Source organism: Kribbella sp. NPDC051587 (assembly GCF_044453945.1).
Taxonomy (GTDB): Bacteria; Actinomycetota; Actinomycetes; order Propionibacteriales; family Kribbellaceae; genus Kribbella.
Genome location: NZ_JBITDE010000015.1, coordinates 123,736 through 147,230 on the forward strand (window position 1 = coordinate 123,736; position 23,495 = coordinate 147,230).

Genomic DNA, 23,495 nt, shown 5'->3' on the forward strand with positions numbered 1-23,495 from the left:
GGTGGACATCACGTTCGACCCTGACTTCGACTGGCTCTGGGTCCTGATCGCAGGCCAGAAGGCGCCCCGGGTCGACGTCGCGGCGACACGTCAGCTGGCCCAGAGCTGGACCGAGAGCGGCGGCCGGCTCGCCGGGCTGGGCAACGAACTCCAGGCGCTCGCCGGCGCCGTCGAGCGCTCCGTCGGCGGCAAGGTCGGCCGCGTCTTCCGCGAACGCGTGAACGCGCTCGCCCAGACCCTGCCGGACCTGCACGCGCTGGCAGGGCAGCAGTCGCAGTCGCTGATGAAGCTCGCGCTCGATGTGGAGCAAGGCCTCTACTCGATGATCATCGAGATCGCGTTCTTCGCGGATTCGATCGTCTGGGCGCTGTCGAACCCGTTCACCGCGCCGCTGGTCCCCGGCTTCATCACCGCCGCCCGGCTCTCGATCGCGCGGATCCTGGCGAAGCTGCACTGGGCCATCCGGCTGCTGGTCGAAGCCCTCGAGGAAGGCATCGAGGAGGTCATCCAGGGCGCGATGGCGCAGATCCTGCAGATCATCGAAGGCAACCGCACCTGGGAGACCTGGGACACCCGGAGCACCATCATCGAGTTCGTCGCCGGTGCCGCGGCCGGCGGCCTGATGAGCGGGATGCACCAAGCAGGCAAGAAGTTCGTCCCCAAGTTCGAGAACACGATCGTCTTCCACGGCCTCACCGAAGGCACCGCCGAAACCATCGTCGGCGCCGGCGCGGCCGGCATCCTCGGCGGTTCCTTCGACGACCTCTGGACCGGTGGCGTCGGCGGTTTCTTCCAAGGCGCCGCCGAGAAGAAGGCCCACAACCTGGGCCACCAACTGGACAAACACCTCAACCCCCAACCCCCCAACCCCCTCAACAAACCCACCCCCAACACCCCCCGAGGCAACCCACCTACCAACCTCCCACCCGGCGGCGACCCGAGTGGTGGCCCGAACGGTACGACGGGCGGCGGCTCAGGCGGTGGCCCAAACGGTGCACCCGGCGGCAACCCAGGTGGTGCGCCTGGCGGCGGCCCGAACGGTGCGCCGGGCGGTAACCCAGGTGGCGGTCCAGGTGGTGCGCCAGGTGGTAACCCACGCGGTGGTCCAAACGGTTCGCCGGGTGGCAATCCGGGTGGTGCGCCAGGCGGCAACCCGCGCGGTGGTCCAAACGGTTCGCCGGGCGGTAACCCCGGTGGTGCGCCGGGTGGTAACCCGGGCGGTAACCCCAGCGGCGGTCCCAACGGTTCGAACCCTCCGCAGAATCCCCAGCCACGCCCCGACCCCCATCCCGAGCCCGAGCCTGGGCCGGAGCCTGGACTCGAGCCTGGGCCTGGATCCGAGCCGGAGCCTGGACTCGAGCCGGAGCCGGAGCCGGAGCCTGGACCCGAGCTCGAACCCGAACCCGAGCCTGGATCCGAACCCGAGCCTGGACTCGAGCCGGAGCCTGAACCCGAACCCGAACCCGAACCCGAGCCGGAGCCGGAGCCGGAGCCTGGACCCGAGCCCGAACCCGAATCTGGGCCCGAGCCGGAGCCGGGACTCGAGCCTGGACTCGAGCCTGGACTCGAGCCTGGACTCGAGCCTGGACTCGAGCCTGGACCCGAGCCTGGACTCGAGCCTGAACTCGAGCCGGAGCCGGAGCCCGAGCCTGGACCCGAGCCCGAGCCCGAACCCGAATCTGGGCCCGAGCCGGAGCCGGGACTCCAGCCGGGGCTGGGGGTCGAGCCGGGGCCGGGGGGCGAGGCGGGTTTGCAGGTGTTGCCTGGGGGCCAGTTGCACGGTGGACCGGAGCGGCTGGGCGGCCTTGCGCAGTCCGGTGCGTTCGGCAACCAGGGGCAGTTGCTGGGCGGGCCGCGGGGCGACTTCACCGGGGACTTGTTGACCAGCGGTCCATCTCCGCAAGGCTCCGTCCCCAGGGGCCTCGCCCCGGACGGGTCAGCCGTGCAGAGACTGCAGGGCGGTCCCGCCACGCAGCCCCCGTCCCCGCCGGGTCTGTTGACCACGCGGGGTCCCTCCACGACACCAGGACCGTCCATCAAACCGGGCCCGTCTACTGGGTACGGCGGTTCCACGATGCGTGGGGCGGGGGTACGGCGTACTGAGTCCGGCCCGGCGGACCAGGGGATGTCGACGGATGAGCCCGTCGTACCGCCGGCGTTTTCCGTTAGGCCTGCACGACAAAAGCAGATGCAGGTGGGTCCGGCGGCTCGGCCGAGTCCTGATCCCGACGAAGACGTGTACGGCGAGCCGCACGGGTATGAGCGGCGTGAGCTGGAGAGGGTTGAGCCGCAGCAGCGTGGGCTCAATCGGGTGGTGCCGGGGCGTGATGAGATCCGGTCGGCCTTCGAGGTACGGCGGGCGGTCACGGTCGATGACCGAGGTGAGCGGGTGGAGACCGCTGAGCTGACGGTGTACGTCGACCTCGACCCCGACGGCCACTTCACGCAGGAGGAGCGCGCCGAGGAGCTCACCAAGGCCCAGCGGGCGGTCGACACGTACCTCAACCGCCCGAACCTGCGCACGGGTGGCGGCGTCCTGCTGCGGTTCCGGATCCTCCCAGCGAGCCCGGACACCAGGACCCATCACAAGGTCAACCTGCACGACGGTCCGGACCAGGAGATCAACCAGACCAACTGGCGGCGCGGCCAGTTCCCCGTGCAGACAGCGCACGAGGTTGGCCATATGTTCGGCCTGACCGAGGAGTACGCCGGTCAGCTTGAGGTCGACGGCACGTTGATGGGCCGCCACACGGAGATCGGGCCGGACGGCGAGCTGCGCCCGATGGCCGTGATCCGTACCCCACCACGCGTCGGCCAAGTCGCAGGTCTGTTCATCGACGGACCTCCTACGGACAGCCGGGTGACCGGCCCCCTCAAACCCGGTACGCGGCCGCCCCGCGCCCCGGGTCCTTCGCTGCGGAATGTCAGCGAGGACACCGACCTTCCCGTCGTACGGCGCCCGCCCGTGCCGCGTGGACAGGTCGAGCCGGCGACCCTGGTTGTGCAGACGACGCTCGACCAGAACTCGGACAACGACGCGCAACTGTGGGCTATCGCGGACGTGATCGCCCGCGAGCTGCAGAACCCGCCGGGAGAGGTCGAGGTCCGGATCCGGATCGCGCCGGAACTGAACGAGCATGCCCCGGCGATGCTGGCCAGGATCGAGGGGGCGTTCGACGACGGGCTGCGCCGGCTGGGCCTGGACCCGGGCGTCGTACGGCCGAATGTCCAGGCGTCGGACACGCTCGCGGACCCGACGCCTGATCAGACACAGATCCTGTCGATCGAGGTGTTCCGCTCGGCTCCGCATCCGCTGGACGAGGACCCGGACGCACCGGTGGCCCACGCGCCCACGCCGGAGCCGGACGCTGCGCCCGAGGTGTCACCGCAACCGGATCCGGTCCCGTCGCTGCAGGTCGCGCCGGTGGAGCTGCCGCGGACCGATGTGGCCGTGGCGCCGACGCGGTTCGAACCACATGGGTGGGACTGGCCGGTCGGTGTGAAGCAGGTGAATTTCAGCAGAGGTGACCAGCCACAGCTGGTACCCGACAGCCAGGCCGAGCTGGCAGAGTTCGCCGACTTGTTCGCGCGGAACGTCGCACTCCTGCTGGGGCACAACCAGGAGCTGCCGGACCTGCGGCTGGAGGCTACGCGCGGCTGGGGAGCACCGCCCGTCACCCTGATGATGGACCAGGTCGTGGAACACCTGGAGCGCGCACTCGAGGAGCACGGCGTCGATCTGCAGGGGCGGCGACTGCCCGTCACTCGTGTCGAGTACGACAACCACAGCAGGGTCCTGTCACCAGCGGTGACGCTCAGCATGCACAGTACGACGTACTCGAGCCTCCCCGCCTTGCAGGCGGCCCGCCGGCTGGAGCTGCCCTTCGTGGCGAGGCGGCCCTTCCTGCCGGTCGCGTTGGAACCACGACTCGAGGCCATCGCGACAGGGCTGGTGCAGCGGGTTCTGCACGATCCGACTGCCCCCGTGCAGTTGCAGCTCGACGTCCGCAGCAACGCCGGTCTGAGCCCAGGCCGGATCCAGCAGGTGCAGACTCTCATCGAGGGCGCCGTCCGCAGGGCGCTCCCCGCGGATTCGAACCTCACTGTCGACGACATCATCACCAACCACGTCGTACTGCGGGTATCCGAGGTTTTTGAAGCGCCGCAGGTGCTGCTGATCGAGCTCACCGGCCCGCAGCACCCCCTGGACGAGGCACACCACCCGGGGTCGCGATCCGTCTCCTGGGAGTCCGGCCAACCAGGGGCCGCACCGACCCTGGACCCACCCCCGCGATCGACCTTCTGGTTCCACACCCTCAACCAGGACGAGAACCTGGGCATCGGCGACGACCGCGACACCCTGGTCGCCCTCGGCCGCCACCTGGGCCGCACCCTCGCAAGCCTCGACCCGAACACCACCCTGTCCCCGCTCAAGATCAAGATCATCACCCCGAAGGTCTTCACCCCAGCCGTCAAAGCGCGAACCCAGAACTACCTGCGCAGCATCCTCTCCGAAGGACTGCGCCTGGAGGGCATCAACCCCAACCGCGTCCCCATCACCTGGAACGTCTGGGGCCGCACCCCATTCACCCCCCTCGACGGCGTAGCCCTCATCACCCTCCCCACCCCACCACCCGCCACCGGCCCGTTAACCCGACCCCCTGTCGACCACCAACCTCCGCCGGCGTCCAACCCGCCTCGCCCCAGTGCGACGACCATCAACCCCCTAGCCCACCCGCCCCACTCCAGTACGACGACCATCGACCCCCTCGCGCGTCCCGCCGTCGGCCAGCCGCCGGTGTCCAACCCACCTCACCCCGGTACGACGACCGTCGACCCGCTTGCCCGTCCCACGGCCGACCAGCCGCCGGTGTCCAACCCACCTCACCCCGGTACGACGTCCATCGACCCCCTCGCCCGTCCCACCACCCGACCCGTCGCCGGCCCGCGCCCGGACCCCTACTCGCCCGAGGCGGAGTCCGACGACGACCCCATGCTCTGGGGAAGCCCGGTCGACGGCCCTCACGACCCGGCCCCCTCCACCCCAGCCCCACATCCCCACTCCACCCCCGACCCCAACCTCGCCCCCGAACCCGGCTCCCACCTCGACCCGGACGCCAGCTCCCACCTCGACCCGGACCCCAGCTCCCACCTCGACCCGGACCCCAGCTCCCACCTCGACCCGGACCCCAGATCCGACTCCGAGGACGAGTCCATGCGTTCGGGAAGCCCGATCGCCGGTCCCCAAGGGATGGACCCCTTCGCTCCCGACCCCAACGTCGCCCCCGGTTCAGAGTCCGACTCCGATTCCGACGTGGACCTCGGGCCTCAACGCAGCGGGGTCGAGTTGTCCGAGCTCATGGATCTGGACGCGATCGAGTGGCTCGACCACCTAGAGGTCGATCCGTTCGCCGACGGCGAGCCCGGTGACGTGGAGACGGGGCTGGGCGAGGAGACGGGGCCGCGCCAGGGGAGGCAGGAGCCGGAGTCGGAAGGGGAGGACGACGTACCGGGGGAGCTCGAGTGGCTGTACGACGACCCGTTGGCGGGGATCGACTTCGACGCGCCGTTGGGCGGGCCGTCGTTCCTTCCGTCGCCGGCGGGTGGGGTGTTCGATCCGTCGCGGCCGGCGTTGGATTCGGCGGGACAAGCCGGGATCGACCGGGTGGCTCGGGAAGTGGCTGGGCTGGTGGGGCAGGGGCAGACGGACGTGGAGGTCGTGGTGCGGCTGCACGGGCCGGCGAACGACGGGCACCAGGTGATGGGGCGCACGATTCTGGTCGGGCTGCGGGTGGCGATCGATCGTGAGCTGGAGTTGGCCGGGTCGTCGTTGCGGTCCGGGGATCTGAACGTGCAGGTGACGCCGGACATCCGCGAGGATGCCGCGCCGGCCGACCACGGCAGGTGGGAGTTGCGCTACCGGATGCCACAAGCGGTGACCATGGACGCCGACGTCGTACCGCTGACGGAGCTGGTCGGGCCGGATGTTTCGGAGACGCAGCACGTCATTCTGAAAGATGCCGACGGCAACGTTCGTGGCGTCTTCTTCCCCGGCGCCGACCACGAGGTCCCGATCGTGCAGCGAGCGTTCCAGCAGCGGACGTTCGAGCCCGGTGACTTCGCGGTCCTGGTACACGGCAACGACCAGGGCCTCAACGTACGACGGGCAGCGGACGGCAAGGTGGTCCGCCTGTCGGAGACCGCCGTGCTGCAGATGCTCTCGACCGCGAACCTTCCGGGCTGGCAGCAGAAGCTGAACCTGCTCTGGCTGAGCTGCTGGGTGGCCGATCCCAACTTGGGAGATCGCCTCGGCCGGATCGCGAATCTCCTGCAGGCACAGGGTTTCCAAGGTCCCGTCACGGGCCCGACCACCCAAGTAGACGTCGTCGAGGACGGAACTCTCAGACTCCCGAAGGACGGCCAGTTCGTCACCATCGGACCGGACGGACACCGCACCACCCACGGCGGTGAGGGCCAGAGCGGGATCGACCTGCAATGGGTCACGCTCCAGCCCGGCGATATCGAGATGACCGACCGGCCCGTCACGTTCCCCAAGACACATCGCGCCGGCGGCGGTACGGCGTTTGTCTCGGACACTGCGATCAACCAGGGCTGGCCGGAGCAGCTGTACCGTCAGCTCGCGCTGCAGTCGTGGGACGATCCCACGCCGTACTTCGTCCTGATGGAGACCAGCGCCGTCGACGTCCCCACGATGGCCGCGGCGATCCGGTCGAGTGCTGAGTTCCAGGCATTGGATCGGCAGACAACGATTCACGTTGTCGCCATGGATGCCCAGGGCAACGGCGTACAGACGGTGAAGGAGCTCGCCGCCGCGCTGCGGGGGCCGGACGACCCCTATCGACGCGTCACTGTGCTGACCACCGACCAGGACCTGGCGACCACTGCGCTCACACCGCATGACGAGGATTTCACCCTCGTCGCCGAGTCCCGGACGCAGGACATCGTCGCTCCACGGCTCGATCGTTCCGATGGAACCGTGCACGGATTCGACCTGTCGGGCAACGAATGGGCCGACGACCCCGATGTCATCGCGCGGACCGAGCACTCGGACCGGATCGTTGAGGTGCGCGAGGAGATGGGTCGCCGTGGCTCGCCGCACCCGTCGCCCGCGTCCACACGGCTCGACCCGGGCCGGACACGTCCGCTCCGGCTGTATCTGGAGACCTCGGACCCGGGCCGCTTCCTGGTCCGGACCGTCGAGCTCGCCCCGCCGATCGAGCTGACCCCGCCCCAGCTGGCCGCCCATCTTGCCGGAAACCCGCAGTTCCGGGAGGCGGCCGGAGGCGCGGTCCGTCCGCCGCTCGTGGTGATGACCAAATCCGACCAGGCGGCCGACGCGCTGGCGCTGAATCGCGAGCTACGCAACGAGTTGGCAAGGATCACTGGTGGCGAGTGGGAGATGCACAGCTCGGCCGGTGAGTTCCTGCAGCATCACAACGGCATGGTGGTCGCGGCGGAGACCAACCTCGACGAGCACCTGTCGCTGCCTGCCAATGCGGTGCAGACGTTCATGTCCGGATCCGTCATCGGCTTCCCCACTGCCGCCGAGTTCGGCTGGACACAGAACGACCTACAGCAGTTCGCAAACAACATCGCAGGTACCGGTGGACCTCTGTTCGTCATCCTGCCGGGCCGCGGTGGCAGCGGTGGACTGGTCACCCAGCACAACGGCATCGCCTCCGAGATCGACGGCGACTGGCTGGGCGAGCAGCTCAGCACGCACCCCGCGATCCAGCAGGACCGGCCGATCGTGATCGTCAGCCCGCACTCAGGTGACCGCAACCGGTTCGGCGGCTTCGGGTTCGACGTCGCGACCTCGCTGCACAACAACGGCCTGTACCCCAAGGTGTTGGCACTCCAAGGCGACACGGACCTCAGCACCATCGACGACCCCACCCGGTACGTCGATGTGTCCGGGCTGCGCGCCGGTGACCTCGAGACGGCCGTGATTCGCGGCGGTGAGGGTGAGCCACGGGTCCTGCTGATGCGATCGCCCGGTGACGATCAGGCGCTCGCGACACTCACCGAGTGGGCTGAGAACACCACCGATGAACAGATCAGCACGGTCGAGCTCGATGACGGTACGGCGGTGGCCACGCCCTGGAGCGATGACGACGAGCCGCCGGTGATCGTCGTACTGCGGCGTGAGCAAGGGGGATACCTCGTGCAGACCAACGCCGGGCCGCGAGTGGTGTCGGCGCAGGAGGCGATCGACGTACTGCGTGATGATTCAGACCTGCGCGACCTGCTCGGCAACCGTCCCGAGGACGGGTCGCCGGCGGTGGTCTGGGTGTCGATCAACGGGCCGCACCTCGACCCCGAAGTGCTTGCAACGGGTCTCGCCTCGGGCGGCTACCACCGCAACTCGTCGTGGACGACCGGACCGCTGCGCTTCGAGCCCGACGGCCGGCTGGTCTCCGGATCGCAGCAGTTCGGTCACCGGCCGGCCGGTGACCCTGATCCGAACGGGTTCCTGGCTTATCCGAAGGTGGACAGCAAGCAGGAGGTTCGCGGGCAGATCTTCCCGTCGAAGCCGTTCGACCTGGTGGACGACGCCGCGGTGATGGCGCTGGCGGAGGATGTCGACAGCCGGTTCCACCTTTCGCTGGATCCGCTGCCGAACGTGGAGTCCGTGGACCTCGAGGAGATGACCGGACAGGTTGTTCTGAGCGAGGCCGGTGCGCTTCCGGTCTGGGCGGTCGGCGCCCACGCCGGTCCGGAGGGAATCGGTGTTGCGCTGGCCACCGGTCATCCGCACGAGCGGGGCGACCTCATCCGCATCACCGGGCCGAGCAGCAACGCGGCGATCGTCAACAGCCCGCACCTGCGCCAGACCCACCCGAACGGAGTCGCCGGGGTCGCACTGGCACTCGAGATGTGCAACATGAACGTCGAGTCGAACGGACCCGGTACGGCGACCCAGGGGTACTCGATCGTCCAAGCCAGCCAGGGTAATCCGGCCCGTTGGCAGTTCGCGAAGACGCTCGCGGCGACGACCCGGCTCGTGCTCACTCCGCAGGCCGGCATGGTCTACATGCTCGCCGACCGCGGGAAGTTCGTGCCTGCGGTCGCACCCGGTACGACGTCGGCCGAGCCAATCCCGCTGAAGGACCTGACGGCCGACCAGGACACCAAACTCACGCTGACCTTCGGCCCGGCCGGCTCGAACCTCGCTGTCGAGCAGCGGTCAGAGCTCGCCGAGCACGTCCGCGGCTTCATCCGGGCTGTCGCTTGGCGTCAGCATCGCCTGCCGCGCGAGGAGTGGGCGGCCGGCCTGCCGAAGTTGACGATCACCGGTGGTGGGACGAGCCAGGCGCCACGCGAACCGCGGGGTGGCCCACTGCGTGCGGTCGCGCGGACGACGACTGTCGAGCAGCGGGTGCGCGCGATGATGGTGCGGGAGGCCAAGATCCTGGCCGAGCGCGACCTGCCGGTCGACCTCACCGTTGTCCCGCCGGTCGTTCAGGTGCCGGACCAGCACACGCACTACGGCCTGGGCCCGCACGAGGTGAGCGTCGCGGTGACGATGTCGTCCCGCCCGGACGATGCGAAGGCCGTTGCCGACGTCAACCTTCCCGCGATCCGGCAGCTGTTCCGCAAGGGTCCCGGACCGGCAGTCGGCGCCGCCTTCAGTGGTCCCGCGGATTTGCAGATCCGCAGCACCACGCCGCCGCCTCCGGTTGCCCTCCAGCATCCGGAGGGCGACTACTTCCTCACCGCTGACGGTGTTGTCGACGCACGCGGTACGGCGGTTCTGGACGCGCATGTCGAGGTGTCGGAGGGCCGAATCGACGTGGCCGAGGGTCGGCGCGGCTTCGGCTTCGGACCCGACGGCGAACTGCTCGACCGCCGGTACGAGCTCGACGGACAGTGGGTCGTTCTCCCGGTGGGCGGCAATGGTCACGTCATCGGCGACCCGTCGTACGACGTACAGGCCGCGCCCGACGGCGGATTCCGGGTCACCGGGCCGGACGGCCGGACCCAGCGGTTCGACGACGACGGCTTCTTGGTTGCTGAGGGCATCCAATTGACCGGCACCGGGGGGCTGGTCAGTCATGGGTTCGCCGAGACCGATGGTCAAGGCGGACTCACGCTGGTCGACGTGCACGGGACGCCGATGCCGAACCGGCGGACGACGGTGTCGCCGGACGGTGAGATCCGGATCGTCGAGGGCCGTCGCGAGGTCGACTGGTTCGGGCCTGACGGATCGCACCGCGCGACCGGCGTCAGGGTCGCGGATCCCGACCACCAAGGTGCGGTCTACCGGCGCAACAACACGCTGGTCGACGACACGGGCCAACAGCTCCCTGGGACGGTCACACCGGTCGACGGCGGCTTCCAAGTCACCGAGGCGAACGGGGTCGGGCGCCGGTTCAACGACGCGGGCCAGTACGTCGAACGGTGGATCCCACTCGGGGGTCCCCAGAGTCAGACCTTCCTGGTCGACGGCGTCGGCGACCCCAGACTGGAGCCGACACAGCCGGACGCCACGATCGAGTGGCTGCCCGACGGCGGCGTCCGCATCGTTGCCAACAACAACTTCCACCGGTACGCCGACGACGGCCGACTGCAGTCCACCGGCCACGGCATGCCGTGGGCCGACGAGCCGGGCTACCTGGAGATCCCCGCCCCGGACGCCGACGAGGACATCCGCGCAACCGGTCCCCAACGAGTCGGCAACGACTTCGAAACTCCAGTCGAAGGCCGCACCGTAACCATCGAGCCGCGCGACGACAACCACCCGCCGGCCGCCGGGCAGACGGTGACGACCGAGCCCGGGGGTGAGATTCGGGTGACGCGGCCTGGTGGATACGACGTGTTCGGGGTCGACGGGAGTGTGCATCGGGAGGTCAGCCGGCTTGCCGGTCAGGGCGGTCAGTTTGTCCGTACGCCGGAGGGGGTGGTCTGGAACGGGACCGTGCCGCACCGGATCACCACTACCGACGACGGCGGCGTACGGGTCGAGTTCGGCCATCCGCGTGCCGGTGAGTACCACGTGTACGCACGCACCGGGAAGCTGGTGGAGCAAGGGCTTCCGATCGCCATGGACGGGCAGCCGACCGAGTTCCGGTTCGTGGTGAATCACGCTGCTAACACCTGGCAGCGGGTCAGCACGGCCGACGGCACTCCGGCGACTGGTCTGTTCGACCGCGGCACGGTGGACCCGGCCGGGACGGCGAACGGGCGGATCGTGCTGAAGAGCAAGCCCGGCACCACGAGCGTCGACGTCTTCGAGCGGCGACTCCTGCCTGGCGGTGAGACGCTCGACACCGTTCGCCGGACCGGTGACGGGTTCGACCGATTCAACCGGCGGACGACCTGGACGACGTACGACGCAGCAACCGGAGACGTCACCAACCGGGGCCAACGGCACTTCAGCAGTAGCGGAGTGTCGTGGCACGACATCGACCATGCCGGGCAGACGGTTCGCGCCTACGAGCAAGGACTGAGCGGTCAGGTCCTGGCGCTCAAGAACGTGGGCACCTGGACCTGGTACCGGTACGACGCTTCCGGCGGGCAGGTCGCCTCCGGTCGTCGTCAGCCGGAGTCCTTCGGCAACGGCTGGGTCGACCGTGTCGAAACCGGCCCGGGCATCACCGAGGTGGCTCAGCAGAAGTGGGGGAGCTGGCATGGTCCCGGTCGTGCTCGGAAGTACCAGGAGTTCGTGCTCACGCCAGGAACGCCGTACCCAGGCCGCCCGGGCACGTACGACATCCGGGCGCCACAGCTCAACTCGCCCGGCAAGGAGGAGATGCTGCCCGGTGGCGCGAGGCTGATCACGAGCCGGGCCGGCGAGCAACGGCCCCCGGTCGTCTGGCGGAACCTCGCGGGCGGCCATCCGCCGCCGCGGGGCAGTCTCGGATCCATTGCCTCCGACAACCGTTGGCAGGTCTGGCGCTGGCAGACCACTGGTCCGAACGCGGACAGTGGCAGCCGGTTCATGGGCGCCGATCTGATCACCAAGGTCGATGTCGATGCCGACGGCAACTTCGTGCGGATGACGATGAAGCTGCACAACGGCACTGAGCTCAAGGTCGGCGACTACGTCGTGGCCCCGGTCCGTCCGCATCCCAACCCCGACGCGCTGCCGTGGAAGGCCGGACCGGAGAGCGGCTGGCGGGTCCCCATCGGCGACAGCAACTGGCAAGACGTCGTCTGGGCCGGCGGCCGGTGGCAGGTCGTCCGCGAGAGCCGGCCGGACGGCGTACGGGAGTTCCTCAGGCCCACCGACCCCAACGTCTGGGTCGACCGCAACTTCCACGGTGAGCTGACCGGCAGGTCGGACCGCACCCCGACCCCGAACCGGTACGTCGTCGCCTCCGGCAAATCCGACTCACCGAACTGGACGTGGCACGAGACCGGACCGGGTGGCGCCGGCGGCAAGCGCGTGCACTTCCGCGGCTTCCGCGACGAACAGCAAGGTTTCAACGGCGAACGCCTGAGCTGGGACAACTCGTTCCGCGACTTCGATGCCGACGGCAACTTGGTCCTCGAGCGCCGCTACCTCGACGGCGGCCGGTACGTCGAGGCCCGGCCGCGGCTGGGTGGTTGGCACAGCTTGGAGTTCGACCAGTCGGGGCAACGCGTCGAAGGCGCCGAACCGCTCGATCGACTCTGGTCCACCGGCAACGGGAACTGGGGCCCCTGGCGCCCAGGCGCGGTCTACAGCCGCGACCAGGTGCCGGCAACCGATGAGCGGGGTCCGCAGGTTCTCCGGGAGACCCCGGAGCATGTCGGCGGCGGCCAGCTGCGGATCCGCCAGTACCTCCAGATCGACGGGGTCACGGACTTCAACCAGTGGCAGGAGTTCGACCAGGGGATCGTCGTCAGGCAGCGGGTGCGAAACGGGGACAACTACCTGGAGACCGACGGCTGGCGTGGTCAGTTCAACCTGTTCGACGCCGACCAGCTGGTGATCGCCCAGCGCGGTCAGGACGGGCTGGTCTTCGAGCGTCACGACGGGCAGCTGGAGCTGACTGGCAGCGAGTTCGAGTACCGGGGTCCGCTCACGCAGCTCCGCGGTTGGGCGCGGCCGATCCGCGCCGAGCAGCGAGCGCCGTGGTCCTCGGAGACGATCGCCGGTCCGAGCGGTGCGCGGGAGGCGCAGTACGTGCCGGGCTGGCGGGTCGCGACGGAGAAGGCACTGCTGGAGTTCGGTCAGGACTTCGCCCTCGAGCTGACCGCCTACCTGACGGCGTACGGAATCACGGCGGGTGCCCAGCAGCGCGCCTTCACCGGCGAGGACGCGGCGAAGGCGGCGCTCAATGCCGCGATCGGATCGTCGGTCAAGGTCGCCGCGGGCGTGGTCCTCGAATCCAAACTCGGCGGCGCCCTGCGCGACCTGAAGTACGGCTTGGCCAGCCTCGATCGGGCCAGGCCCCGGACGGCGGTCCCGCAGGACCGGAACTGGGTGAACGACTGGGCCGGCGCCGAGTTCCCGACGCGCTGGCGGTCGGGGGTCTTCGACTTCGCCTTCGGGGTCACCGTCGGCACCCTCGGTGGGTTCGCGAACGGCACCGTGAACGCGGCGGTCTTCGGCATCACCGATGCCGTCGGCAACAAGATTCACCTGACCGGCCTGGCGGCGCTCGGTGAGGGCGGTCTGGGGGCCCTGTCGGCACTGACCTCGGGCGTCGGCAGCGCCCTGGCCCGCAACCTGACGGTGGGGCTGGCCGGCGGCCGGCTGATCCACCGGCAGGGATTCGGCGAGTTCTTCGAGCAGATCCCGTTCCGGATCTTCGAGAAGACGATCAGCGGCCTCTACCTGCTGCCGAAGTTCCGCACCAACCTCCACCCGACGACCGAAGGACGATGATGACAGCGACACCCATCGAGGACTGGTTCCTGCTGGTCGACCCGTCGTGGACGCCGGCCACCGCGGACGCCGTACCGCCGGTCGAAGTGGTGGTCGGCCTGTGGCCGCTCGAGGAGGAGGGCCGGCTCGGCCAGTTCCGGACCAACCCCGACTACCTCCCGCTCGGCCCCGACTCACCGTCGGACCCGCTGGACGCCGTACTGCGGCTTGTCCTGGCCGAGCGTGTGGGCGCCGAGCACATCCAGCTGATGCTGCGCGACACGTTCTTCGACATCGCGACGTACGACGATGCCCGGCCGCTGCTCACGCTGTCGCCGGACGGGGTGCGGTGCGTGGTCGTGGCCACCGGCGAGGTGCACCGGCAACGCGTCAACGCACCCGCGTGGCGGCGGATCGACCTGGACGATCTCGTGGTCCTGCTGGCCGACGAGGTGGATGTGCTGTTCAACCCGTCGGCACCAGCGTCGATCCGGCTGAGCGGTGACTTCATCCGCGAGACCCTGTTGCTGGACGACGACCAGGCGACGGAGCTGCTACGGGGGTAAGTCAGGGCATCCGGCGTGGGTGGATGGGCAGAGAGCGTGCAGATCTCTGGCTGGCGGCCGCCCCCGGATGCTGGGATGTGTCCCGGAACCCAATCAGGTAAGGGAGATGTCCCATGGCAGTGTCCACAACCACCCCGGGCATGGCGCAGGCCGCCGGCCACCTGGCGACCACCCAGGGCGTGGCGACGAACGGCCTGAACAATGTCAACGGTGAGCTGGCCGAGCTGAAGGCCACCTGGACCGGCGACGCGTCGGCCGCCTTCGACAACTCGATGAAGGCGTGGCAGGACGACTGCCAGATGATCATCAACAAGCTGCGGGAGATGCAGGAGGTCCTGCACGGCAACCGCAAGATCATCACCCAGGGCGAGCAGCAGAACACCCAGACCGCGGGACAGATCCCGACCGGCCCCGGCATCTTCGTCCCGAAGGGATAACCCATGGCCACCTATTCGTTCAACCCGACCAAGGCCGACCGCACCCGCGACGTGATGGGCATCGTCACCAAGCAGCTGATGGACGAGCTCGAGACGATGAACACCAACGTGCTCAAGGTGATGCAGGACTGGACCGGCGACGCCCGGATGCAGTACGACATCGCCAAGCAGCAGTGGGACCAGGCGGCGCAGCGGATGCCGGCCAGCCTGAACGCGGCCGAGGTCGCCCTCCGGGACATCACCAACGGCTACCTGCAGATCGAGCACAGCGGCGTCAACGCCTGGGGCGGGTACAGCGTCAAGTGAGGGGCTGAGGACCGATGGACGGGAACGGCAACGGCGAGGTCAGCCAGGACGACAAGGACAAGGTCGCGAAGGCCGGCAAGGACGAGGAGGAGCACAACTCCCACACCATCGACCACCCGCCTCCCTGGACGGGAGGCGAGCCGCTGCCCGAGGGCAACTGGAACGGTCCGCCGGGTGAGTACTTCACCGGCCGGATCAAGCTGCCGCCGGTCCCCAAGCACGACGGGAAGTCCGGTGTCCCGGTCCAGGTCAGCACCGAGGCCCTGAAGCTGTACGCCGGGAACCTGCGGGAGCTGATCAAGCCGCTGAAGGAGCTGCTGACCGATCTGGGGACGGTCGAGCTGAGGCCGGGCTCGTTCTTCGACGCGAACGCCCTCACTGTCCGGGTGGTCGGCGACACCGCGAAACCCGGGCTGGTGGGGACGACGGTGAAGTTCATCAACGACGCCATCTCGGCCGTCACCGTGGTCGCTGACCAGCTGGAGAGCCTCGCCGGCGCCTACACGACCGCCGAGGAGCTGAACGCGGCCACCGGCAAGGACGTCACGGACTACATCGAGAACGCGAAGACGTTCATCACCAAGGCCCTCGGGACCGGCACCCCCGGCTGATCCCGCACTGTCCCATCCGCTCCGCTCACCCGAAGGTTTCGCAGCATGGCCGACGCGCCCACAGACCCCGGACCCGGCACCAAGCAGCAGGGCGACGGTTCGGTGATTGCCACCGGCAGCGGCGGGGACAAGGCCGACTACGGGACCCGGGACTGGAAATGGATCATGGCCGTCATCACCGGCAGCGCCGCGATGAATGCCAAGGACCTGGAGGAATTCCAGACGAACCAGACGACCCGGTCGGACCCGCAGTCGTTGTGGAACGGGGCGGCGACCCTGCGCAAGACCAAGGAGTGGCTGGCCGCGATCGGCCGCAACATCGACGATCAGACCAAGGCACTGGTCGGCGAGGACGGGCCCTGGAAGGGTGAGGCGGCCGAGTCCTTCGCGGCGCTGGCGCGCAAACTCGGCAACGGGTTCACCGCCCACGCGGTCCAGATCGACGGTGGTGCGGAGCGGTTGCAGCCGGCGCCGGAGAATCTGTGGAAGGCCGGCAGCTCCCTGGCCTGGGCGATCAAGCAGGTCTACGACATCGACAACTTCTACGCAGGAGTCGCGGTGGACATGGCGAACTCGATGAAGCCGCCGGACACCGACATCATCATGAAGGACCCTGACGGCGACCGGGTCCACGTCGGCAGGTACCCGGCCGTCGCGGACGCGATGACCACCGCCATGCGGGAGGTCCTGGTCACGCTCGCCAAGGAGTACGCGAGCCAGCCGTACAACATCGAGCTGGTGATCCTCCCTGCGCCCGGACCGAAGCCGAAACCGAAACCGAAGGGGCCGGGCGGAGGCGGCGACGGGGACGACAAGTACGAGGCCCTCGCCCGCGGCATGCTGATCCCGAAGGAGCAGGCCGCGCACGGTCCGGACTACCAGTGGAAAGAACCACCGGAGTACAAGGCGCCGAAGTACGAACCGCCACCCAAGTTCGACCCGGACGCCTACAACGCGCCGAAGTTCGAGGCACCGAAGTACGACAAGGCGAACTACGACCCGAACGACTTCAAGGCACCGCCGTACGAGCCGCCGGCCTACGACCCGGACAAGTTCAAGGCACCGCCGTACCAGCCGCCGGCCTACGACCCGGACAAGTTCAAGGCACCGCCGATCCAGGGGCCGGCGTTCGACCCGAACCAGTTCAAGACACCGGAGTACAAGGCCCCGAAGTATCAGCCGCCGCCGAAGTTCGACCCGAAGGACTACGAGCCGCCCAAGTACAACCCGCCCAAGTACAACCAGAAGGCGTTCGACCCGCCGGAGTACAAGCCGGGGCAGATCCCGCCGTTCCATCCCGGCCAGGTGCCGCCGTACAAGCCTGGCCAGAACGGGCCGGGCGGTGGTGGGTCGAAGTTCCCTGGTGGGGTGAACAACAAGGGGATCGACAAGCCGAATCCCCAGGACTGGAAGGCGGGGAGCGGTTCGAACGGCTCCAATGGCTCTGGCCAGAACGGTTCCGGGCAAGGAGGTTCCGGGCAGGGCATGGGCGGGATGCCGATGATGCCGCCGATGTCGCCGTCGAACACCAAGGAGGGCGCCGAGCGTTCGGACGCCTCCGGGCTGCTGAACGGCATCGACGTGCCCTGGAAGGGCGTCGAGCCACCTGGTGTCGGCGATCCCAACCCGGTCAACGGCACCGCGGGCGGTTCCGGCCAAGGACAGGGCCAAGGTCTCGGCGGGATGCCGATGATGCCGCCGATGTCGCCGGCCAACACCAAAGAAGGCGCTGAGCGCTCCGACGCCTCCGGCCTGCTCGGCGACTCCGAACAGTGGGAGGGCCTGGACCTCGAAGGCGTCGGCGACCCGATCGCCGAAGCCACTGCGGAGAGCACACCCGAGGAGTGGGCAGCCCCGGCGGCCGAGCCCGTCCACGAGCAGGCGGTGTTGCCCGTCGTACCGATGCTTCCTGCTGTTCCGGTCCGCGAGAAGAAGCAGCCGGAGCGGTCCGAAGCCTCTGCTTTGCTGAGGCAGGAGCCGCCTGAGGATCGGGTGGCGGTCGTGGCCTCGGCGGACGGCGAGGAGGACTTCAGCGCGTGGGAGGTCGCGGGCGGCGGCCTGAGCTGGCTCAGCTCCACCCCTTCGACAGAAGAAGAACCTCCGCCGGCCTGGGGACATTCGGCCGGCCGCAGCACCGGCGTCCGTCCTGCCGAAACGACCGGTACACCGGCTGTCGCTATCGCCGGTCTGATTCCGCCATGGATTCCGCCGGAGAAGACACTGAGCAGCAGTGGTGTGGAGTTCGACCAGGAGGAGTTGGAGGCGCGACGGCGTGCGGCCTTGAAGGAAACCGAGGCGGAGCAAGAGGACGAGGAGCAGGAGCGGACGGCGGCTGACCTGTTGCGGCAACAGACCTCGGCCTGGGCGGTCGAACAGCCGAAGGCGCCGGGCGTGATCGAGTGAGCACGGTCACGATCAAGCGCGGGCCGCGGCGGTCGGGGCCGCCGATGCCGGAGGGCTCGGAGGAGTTGCAAGAGCCGCCGGTGATGCCGGAGCCCGCGACCCACGACTTCCAGTCGGTGTTGATGTTCGTTCCGATGATCGTCGGCCCGATCGGGATGATCCTGATCTTCTCGTCGATCGGGTCCGGCGGTGCCTCGCCGTTCATCCTGATCATCTCCGGCACGATGGCGATCGGCATGGTCGCGATGGCGATCGGCCAGCTGTTCCGCACCGCGGGCGAACGCAAGCGCAAGCTGAACTCCGAGCGGCGCGACTACCTGCGCTACATCGACCAGTTGCGCCGGCGGGCCCGCGACACCAGCAACGAGCAGCGCGCCGCGGTGGTCTGGAACAACCCCGACCCGTCGTGGCTGTGGTCGATCGCGGGCGGTCCGCGGTTGTGGGAGCGGCGGGGGAGTCACGAGGACTTCGCCCGGGTCCGGATCGGGCTCGGTACCCAGAAGGCGGCGATGGAGTTCTTGCCTCCGTCAACGATGCCGATCGAGGACCTCGAGCCGCTGTCGTCGATCTCGCTGCGCCGGTTCAGCGAGACGTACCGGACGGTGAACGGCATCCCGATCGCGCTCGGCCTGCGCAGCTTCACCAGCGTCGAGTACGCCGGTGACGCGCGGGCCGCCGTGTCGTTGCTGCGGGCAATGATCGGTCAGCTGGTCACCTTCCAGGTGCCCGACGAGCTGCGGATCGCCGTACTGACGACACCGGAGAACCGGTCGGAGTGGGACTGGGTGAAGTGGTTGCCGCACACCGCGCATCCCACCTTGCGCGACGCGGCCGGCGAGCTCCGGATGCTGACCTGCGACCACGAAGAACTGATCGACCTGCTCGGTCCGGAGGTGACTGATCGTGGGGAGCACGACAAGAGCGTGTTGCCTGGTGTCGCCGAGCCGTTCGTCGTGGTCATCGCGCATCTGGCCAGGATCCCCGAGAGCTCGCCGCTGCGCGGTCCTGGGCTGCGCAACGTCGTCCTGCTTGATGCGACTGGCGCCGTACCGGGTGGTGAGAAGGTCGTCCGGCTCACCTGCACCGACGATCAAGTCAGCTACCCGACGGGTGACGAGACGGGCAGCGCGGTGCGCGATCAGCTCGGGCTCGCCGAGGCGGACACGCTCGCGCGGCTGATCGCGCCGAAGCGGACCAGCGGGACGGTCGATGTCGTCGACCAGCCGTTCGAGAACGACTTCGAGCTGACCACGTTGCTCGGGATCAAGGATGCCTACACGTTCGACGTGAATGCGCAATGGCGGCAGAAGCTGCCGCAGCGCGCCCGCCTGCAGGTCCCCATCGGTGTGACCGAGGACGGTGAGGTCATCGAGATCGACCTGAAGGAGTCGGCGCAGGGCGGGATGGGGCCGCACGGCATGCTGATCGGCGCGACCGGGTCGGGCAAGAGCGAGCTGCTGCGCACGCTCGTCTGCAGCCTCGCGGTCACGCACTCCTCGGAGATCCTGAACTTCGTCCTGGTCGACTTCAAGGGCGGCGCGACGTTCATCGGGATGGAGAAACTCCCGCATACGTCGGCGGTGATCACCAACCTGGCCGACGAACTGCCGCTGGTCGACCGGATGCAGGATTCGCTGAACGGCGAGATGACGCGGCGCCAGGAGATCCTCCGCGAGAGCGGCTACTCGTCGCTGTTCGAGTACGAGAAGGCTCGGCTGTCTGGCGGCCAGCTGCCGCCGTTGCCGACTCTGCTGGTGATCGTCGACGAGTTCTCGGAGCTGCTGGGCAGCAAGCCCGAGTTCATGGAGCTGTTTGTCAGCATCGGCCGGCTGGGCCGGAGCCTGGGTGTGCATCTGCTGCTGGCCTCGCAGCGGCTCGACGAGGGCCGGATCCATCGCGTCGAGGGGCACCTGTCCTATCGCATCGCGCTGCGGACGTTCTCCTCGATGGAGTCCCGCAGTGTGATCGGCGTCGCGGATGCCTACGAGCTGCCGTCGGGACCGGGCAACGGCTACCTCAAGATCGACACGACGAACCTGACCCGCTTCAAGGGCGCCTACGTCTCGGGGCCGTGCCTGACGGCGGCCCCGGACGGCAGCGTCCTCAGTACGGCGGATCTCCCGGCCGGCGAGATCGTGCCGTTCTACACGCAGCCGAACCCGTCGATGCACCAGATCCTGCCGCTGGAGATGACTCCGAAGCCGGCCGAGGAGAAGCCGGTCGCCGAGGATGCGCCGAGTGTCGCCGAGGTACTGATCGGCCGGTTGACCGGCGCGGGCCCGTCGGCTCGCCAGGTGTGGCTGCCGCCGTTGTCGGCGTCGCCGAGCCTCGACTCGCTGCTGCCGAGCGTGGTGCCGCATCCCGAGCTGGGCATGAGCGTTGACGACCCGGCAACGCGCGGTCGGCTACGGGTTCCGGTCGGTCTCGTCGATCTTCCGTACGACCAGGTGCGGGAACTGCTGGTCGCCGACCTGTCCGGTTCCGATGGTCACGTCGGCATCGTCGGCGCTCCGATGTCCGGCAAGTCTGCTTTGCTGCGCACGCTGATTCTCGGCCTCGCCGTCACGCATACGCCGGAGGAGGTGCAGTTCTACGGGCTGGACTTCGGTGGCGGCGGCATCATGTCGATCAGTGGGCTGCCGCACGTCGGTTCGGTGGCGACTCGCATGGAGCGCGACCGCGTCGTACGGACACTGGAAGAAGTCATCCAGGTGATGGAGCTGCGCGAGGAAGCCTTTGCCCGGCACGGCTTCGAGTCGATGGCCGACTATCGCGTCGCGCGCCGGGAAGGTCGCGTCCAGGACGCGCACGGCGAGGTCTTCCTGATCGTCGACGGCTGGTTCACGCTGCGCCAGGACTTCGGTGACCTCGAGACCAAGCTGACGGAGATCGCGGCCCGCGGGCTGTCGTTCGGCATCCACCTGATCGTGTCGTCGAGCCGGTGGTCGGAGATCCGGCCGTGGCTGCGCGACGTACTGGGGACTCGGTTCGAGCTGCGGCTGGGTGACTCGATGGAGTCAGAGGTGCAGGGCCGCAAGGCGGCCACCGTTCCGAACCAGCCCGGTCGCGGTCTGACCAGCTCCGGTTATCACTTCCTCGCTGCGCTTCCGCGGCTGGACGGTTCGTCGGAGACCGAGGACCTGGCGGTGGCGACCAAGTCGTTCGTCGAGGAGGTCCGCACGTTCTGGACCGGCCGCAGCGCGCCGGGTGTCCGGCTGCTGCCGACCCGGCTGCCGATGGCCGACCTGCCGAAGCCGGAGAACAACGGACTGCGGATCAGCCTGGGCCTGGACGAGCAGCGGCTCAACCCGGTCTGGCATGACTTCAACGCCATCCCGCATCTGTTCGTGCTGGGTGATGCGGAGACCGGCAAGACGAACGCGCTCCGGCTGATCCTGCGCTCGATCGTGAACGGGTTCGCACCGGGTGATGCCAAGGTGCTGATCGCGGATGCGCGTCGCGACCTGGACGGCGTACTGCCTCCCGAGTACAGCGTCGGGCACGTGGTCAGTTCGGACGCGTTGACCGAGCTCGCGACCCAGGCAGCCGTGTCGATGCATGAGCGCGTGCCTGGGCCGGACATCTCGTCGGCGCAGTTGCGTCGGCGGGACTGGTGGGAGGGACCGCAGCTGTTCGTGGTGGTTGACGACTACGAGTTGCTGGCGGCTTCGGGCATGGGGACGCCACTGGAGATCCTGCTGCCGCTGCTGGCCCAGGGCGCCAATATCGGCTTCCACCTGATCGTCGCGCGCAGCAGTGCCAACGCGATGCGCGGAATGATGGATCCGGTCCTCCGCCGGTTGTGGGAGCTCGGCTCGCCCGCCTTGCTGTTCTCGTACCCCAAGGAAGAGGGCAAGTTCCTCGGCGAGGCCCCGCCGCGCACTCTGCCACCCGGCCGCGCCCAGCTCGTTACCCGGCGCGGCATCCAGTTGATCCAGACCGGCTTGGTCGCTGTCAGGAACGAGGGCCCGTGAGTACGCCTGAGCTGTGCCGCATCGTCGTACTGGGGCCGAGTGGTCGCGCCGACCTCGCCGTACCGGTCTCGACGCCGGTGACGGCGTTGCTGCCGACGCTGGTCCGGCAGATGGTGCGAGACCAGAAGGGTGAGGAGTACGGCGCCTGGGTGCTGCAGCGGCTGGGTGAGCAGCCCTTCGACGCGAACGGTACGCCGGAGACGCTGGACTGGCTCGACGGTGAGGAGCTGTACCTCGCCCGGGCCGAGGACCCGTTGCCGGAGCTGGACTTCGACGATGTCGCCGAGGGGATGGCGATCGCGGTCAACCGGCAGGGCAACCGCTGGAACGAGACGGTGAACCGCCAGCTCTTCCTGAGCCTCGCTGCAGCTGTGCTTATAGCCATCGGCGTCGTGCTGGCCGAAGGCACGGGCCGTGCGGCCGGTGCGGTCACCTCAGGCGCTCTCGCGCTAGTCCTGTGTGTGTCGGCCGTGCTGATCGCGCAGCGGTTGGCGGACCGGTCGCTGGCAGCCATTATCGGTACGGCGGGCTGCTGGTATGCCGGACTGTCGGCGCTGATCGCCGCATCCGCTGGCGGTGTGCGCTCGCTGGCGCCGACCGCAGTACTGCTCGGTGGAGTCCTGCTGGCGGTGTTTGCGGTGGTGCTGCTCGCTGTCCAGCGGCTGGCGGTGGCTGAGTTGCCGATCCTGCCGTTCGGTACTTCTGCTGTGCTGGGGATCGCTGCGATCCTTGCGGTCTGGCTGCACCTCGGCCTGGGGCAGAGCAGTTCGCAAACGGCAACAGTGGTGATGTGCGTGTTTCTGATCCTGCTGCTGTTCGCACCGCGGCTGGCGACGCGTGCTGCTCGGCTCCGCGGCCCGCAGCTGCCGCGCAACGCCGACGAGATGACTGTGGACATCGAACCGATGCCTGCGGCTCAGGTCGTCGAGCAAACCGCCAACGCCGACCGCTACCTCAGTGTGCTCGCCATCGGTGCCTCAGTGGTCTGTGCGGTTGCCTTCGGCTACCAGTTGGCCGCACCTGGCTGGCTCGAGTACACGATCGCCGGACTGGTCGCGGGACTTGTGCTGCTGCGCTCACGGGAGTTTCTGAACATCAGCCAGCGGCTGGCGCTCGCACTGGCCGGCACGTGGGGCGCCGTACTGCTTGCGATGCGGCTGTTGGCCGGAGTAGGCGACCTGGGCCGAGTGCTCGGCGTACTGGGGTTGCTGTTGGCTGCGCTGATGCTCGTGCTGGCCGCACGGCGTCCGGCGCCGCGTCGGATGCTTCCGATCTGGCCGCACCTGGGTGACGTGCTGGAGAACCTGTCCTGCATCGCATTGGTGCCGTGTATCGCGCACATGCTCGGGCTGTTCGCGTGGGCCCGTGGACTGGCCGGGTAG

General features: G+C 68.8%; 8 protein-coding genes. All 8 read left to right on the top strand.

The features are described 5' to 3' along the window. Position 1: 1 nt before the first annotated feature. The 8 genes from ACIA49_RS36415 (at position 2) to eccD (ending at position 23,495) form a co-directional block, all read left to right on the top strand. Positions 2-13,837, top strand: coding sequence for a hypothetical protein (locus ACIA49_RS36415; protein WP_396382829.1), 13,836 nt, complete (start codon positions 2-4; stop codon positions 13,835-13,837). Beyond that, positions 13,837-14,382 (top strand): type VII secretion system-associated protein, encoded by a 546-nt coding sequence (locus ACIA49_RS36420; RefSeq protein ID WP_396382830.1) that lies wholly within the window; start codon positions 13,837-13,839, stop codon positions 14,380-14,382. Before ACIA49_RS36415 ends, ACIA49_RS36420 begins: the two co-directional genes overlap by 1 nt. Positions 14,383-14,495: 113 nt before the next feature. Next, complete coding sequence (locus ACIA49_RS36425; protein ID WP_396382831.1) at positions 14,496-14,819, top strand: WXG100 family type VII secretion target; 324 nt, start codon at positions 14,496-14,498, stop codon at positions 14,817-14,819. Positions 14,820-14,822: 3 nt separating this feature from the next. Further along, positions 14,823-15,125 carry a WXG100 family type VII secretion target gene (locus ACIA49_RS36430; RefSeq protein WP_396382832.1) on the top strand — a complete coding sequence of 101 codons (303 nt, stop codon included), beginning with the start codon at positions 14,823-14,825 and terminating at the stop codon, positions 15,123-15,125. A gap of 14 nt (positions 15,126-15,139) precedes the next feature. Continuing rightward, positions 15,140-15,736, top strand: coding sequence for a hypothetical protein (locus ACIA49_RS36435; RefSeq protein ID WP_396382833.1), 597 nt, complete (start codon positions 15,140-15,142; stop codon positions 15,734-15,736). A 45-nt stretch (positions 15,737-15,781) separates the two neighbouring features. Continuing rightward, complete coding sequence (locus ACIA49_RS36440) at positions 15,782-18,139, top strand: hypothetical protein (RefSeq protein ID WP_396382834.1); 2,358 nt, start codon at positions 15,782-15,784, stop codon at positions 18,137-18,139. Beyond that, the gene (gene eccCa / locus ACIA49_RS36445) at positions 18,136-22,113 is read left to right on the top strand and encodes a type VII secretion protein EccCa (protein WP_396382835.1); all 3,978 of its coding nucleotides are present in this window, start codon (positions 18,136-18,138) and stop codon (positions 22,111-22,113) included. Before ACIA49_RS36440 ends, eccCa begins: the two co-directional genes overlap by 4 nt. Next, positions 22,110-23,495 (top strand): type VII secretion integral membrane protein EccD, encoded by a 1,386-nt coding sequence (gene eccD, locus ACIA49_RS36450; protein WP_396382836.1) that lies wholly within the window; start codon positions 22,110-22,112, stop codon positions 23,493-23,495. Before eccCa ends, eccD begins: the two co-directional genes overlap by 4 nt.

Coding starts and splice junctions, on each gene's coding strand:
- ACIA49_RS36440 (WP_396382834.1), top strand. CDS start 15,782: ATGGCCGACGCGCCCACAGACCCCGGACCCGGCACCAAGCAGCAGGGC.
- ACIA49_RS36435 (WP_396382833.1), top strand. CDS start 15,140: ATGGACGGGAACGGCAACGGCGAGGTCAGCCAGGACGACAAGGACAAG.
- ACIA49_RS36425 (WP_396382831.1), top strand. CDS start 14,496: ATGGCAGTGTCCACAACCACCCCGGGCATGGCGCAGGCCGCCGGCCAC.
- ACIA49_RS36420 (WP_396382830.1), top strand. CDS start 13,837: ATGACAGCGACACCCATCGAGGACTGGTTCCTGCTGGTCGACCCGTCG.
- ACIA49_RS36430 (WP_396382832.1), top strand. CDS start 14,823: ATGGCCACCTATTCGTTCAACCCGACCAAGGCCGACCGCACCCGCGAC.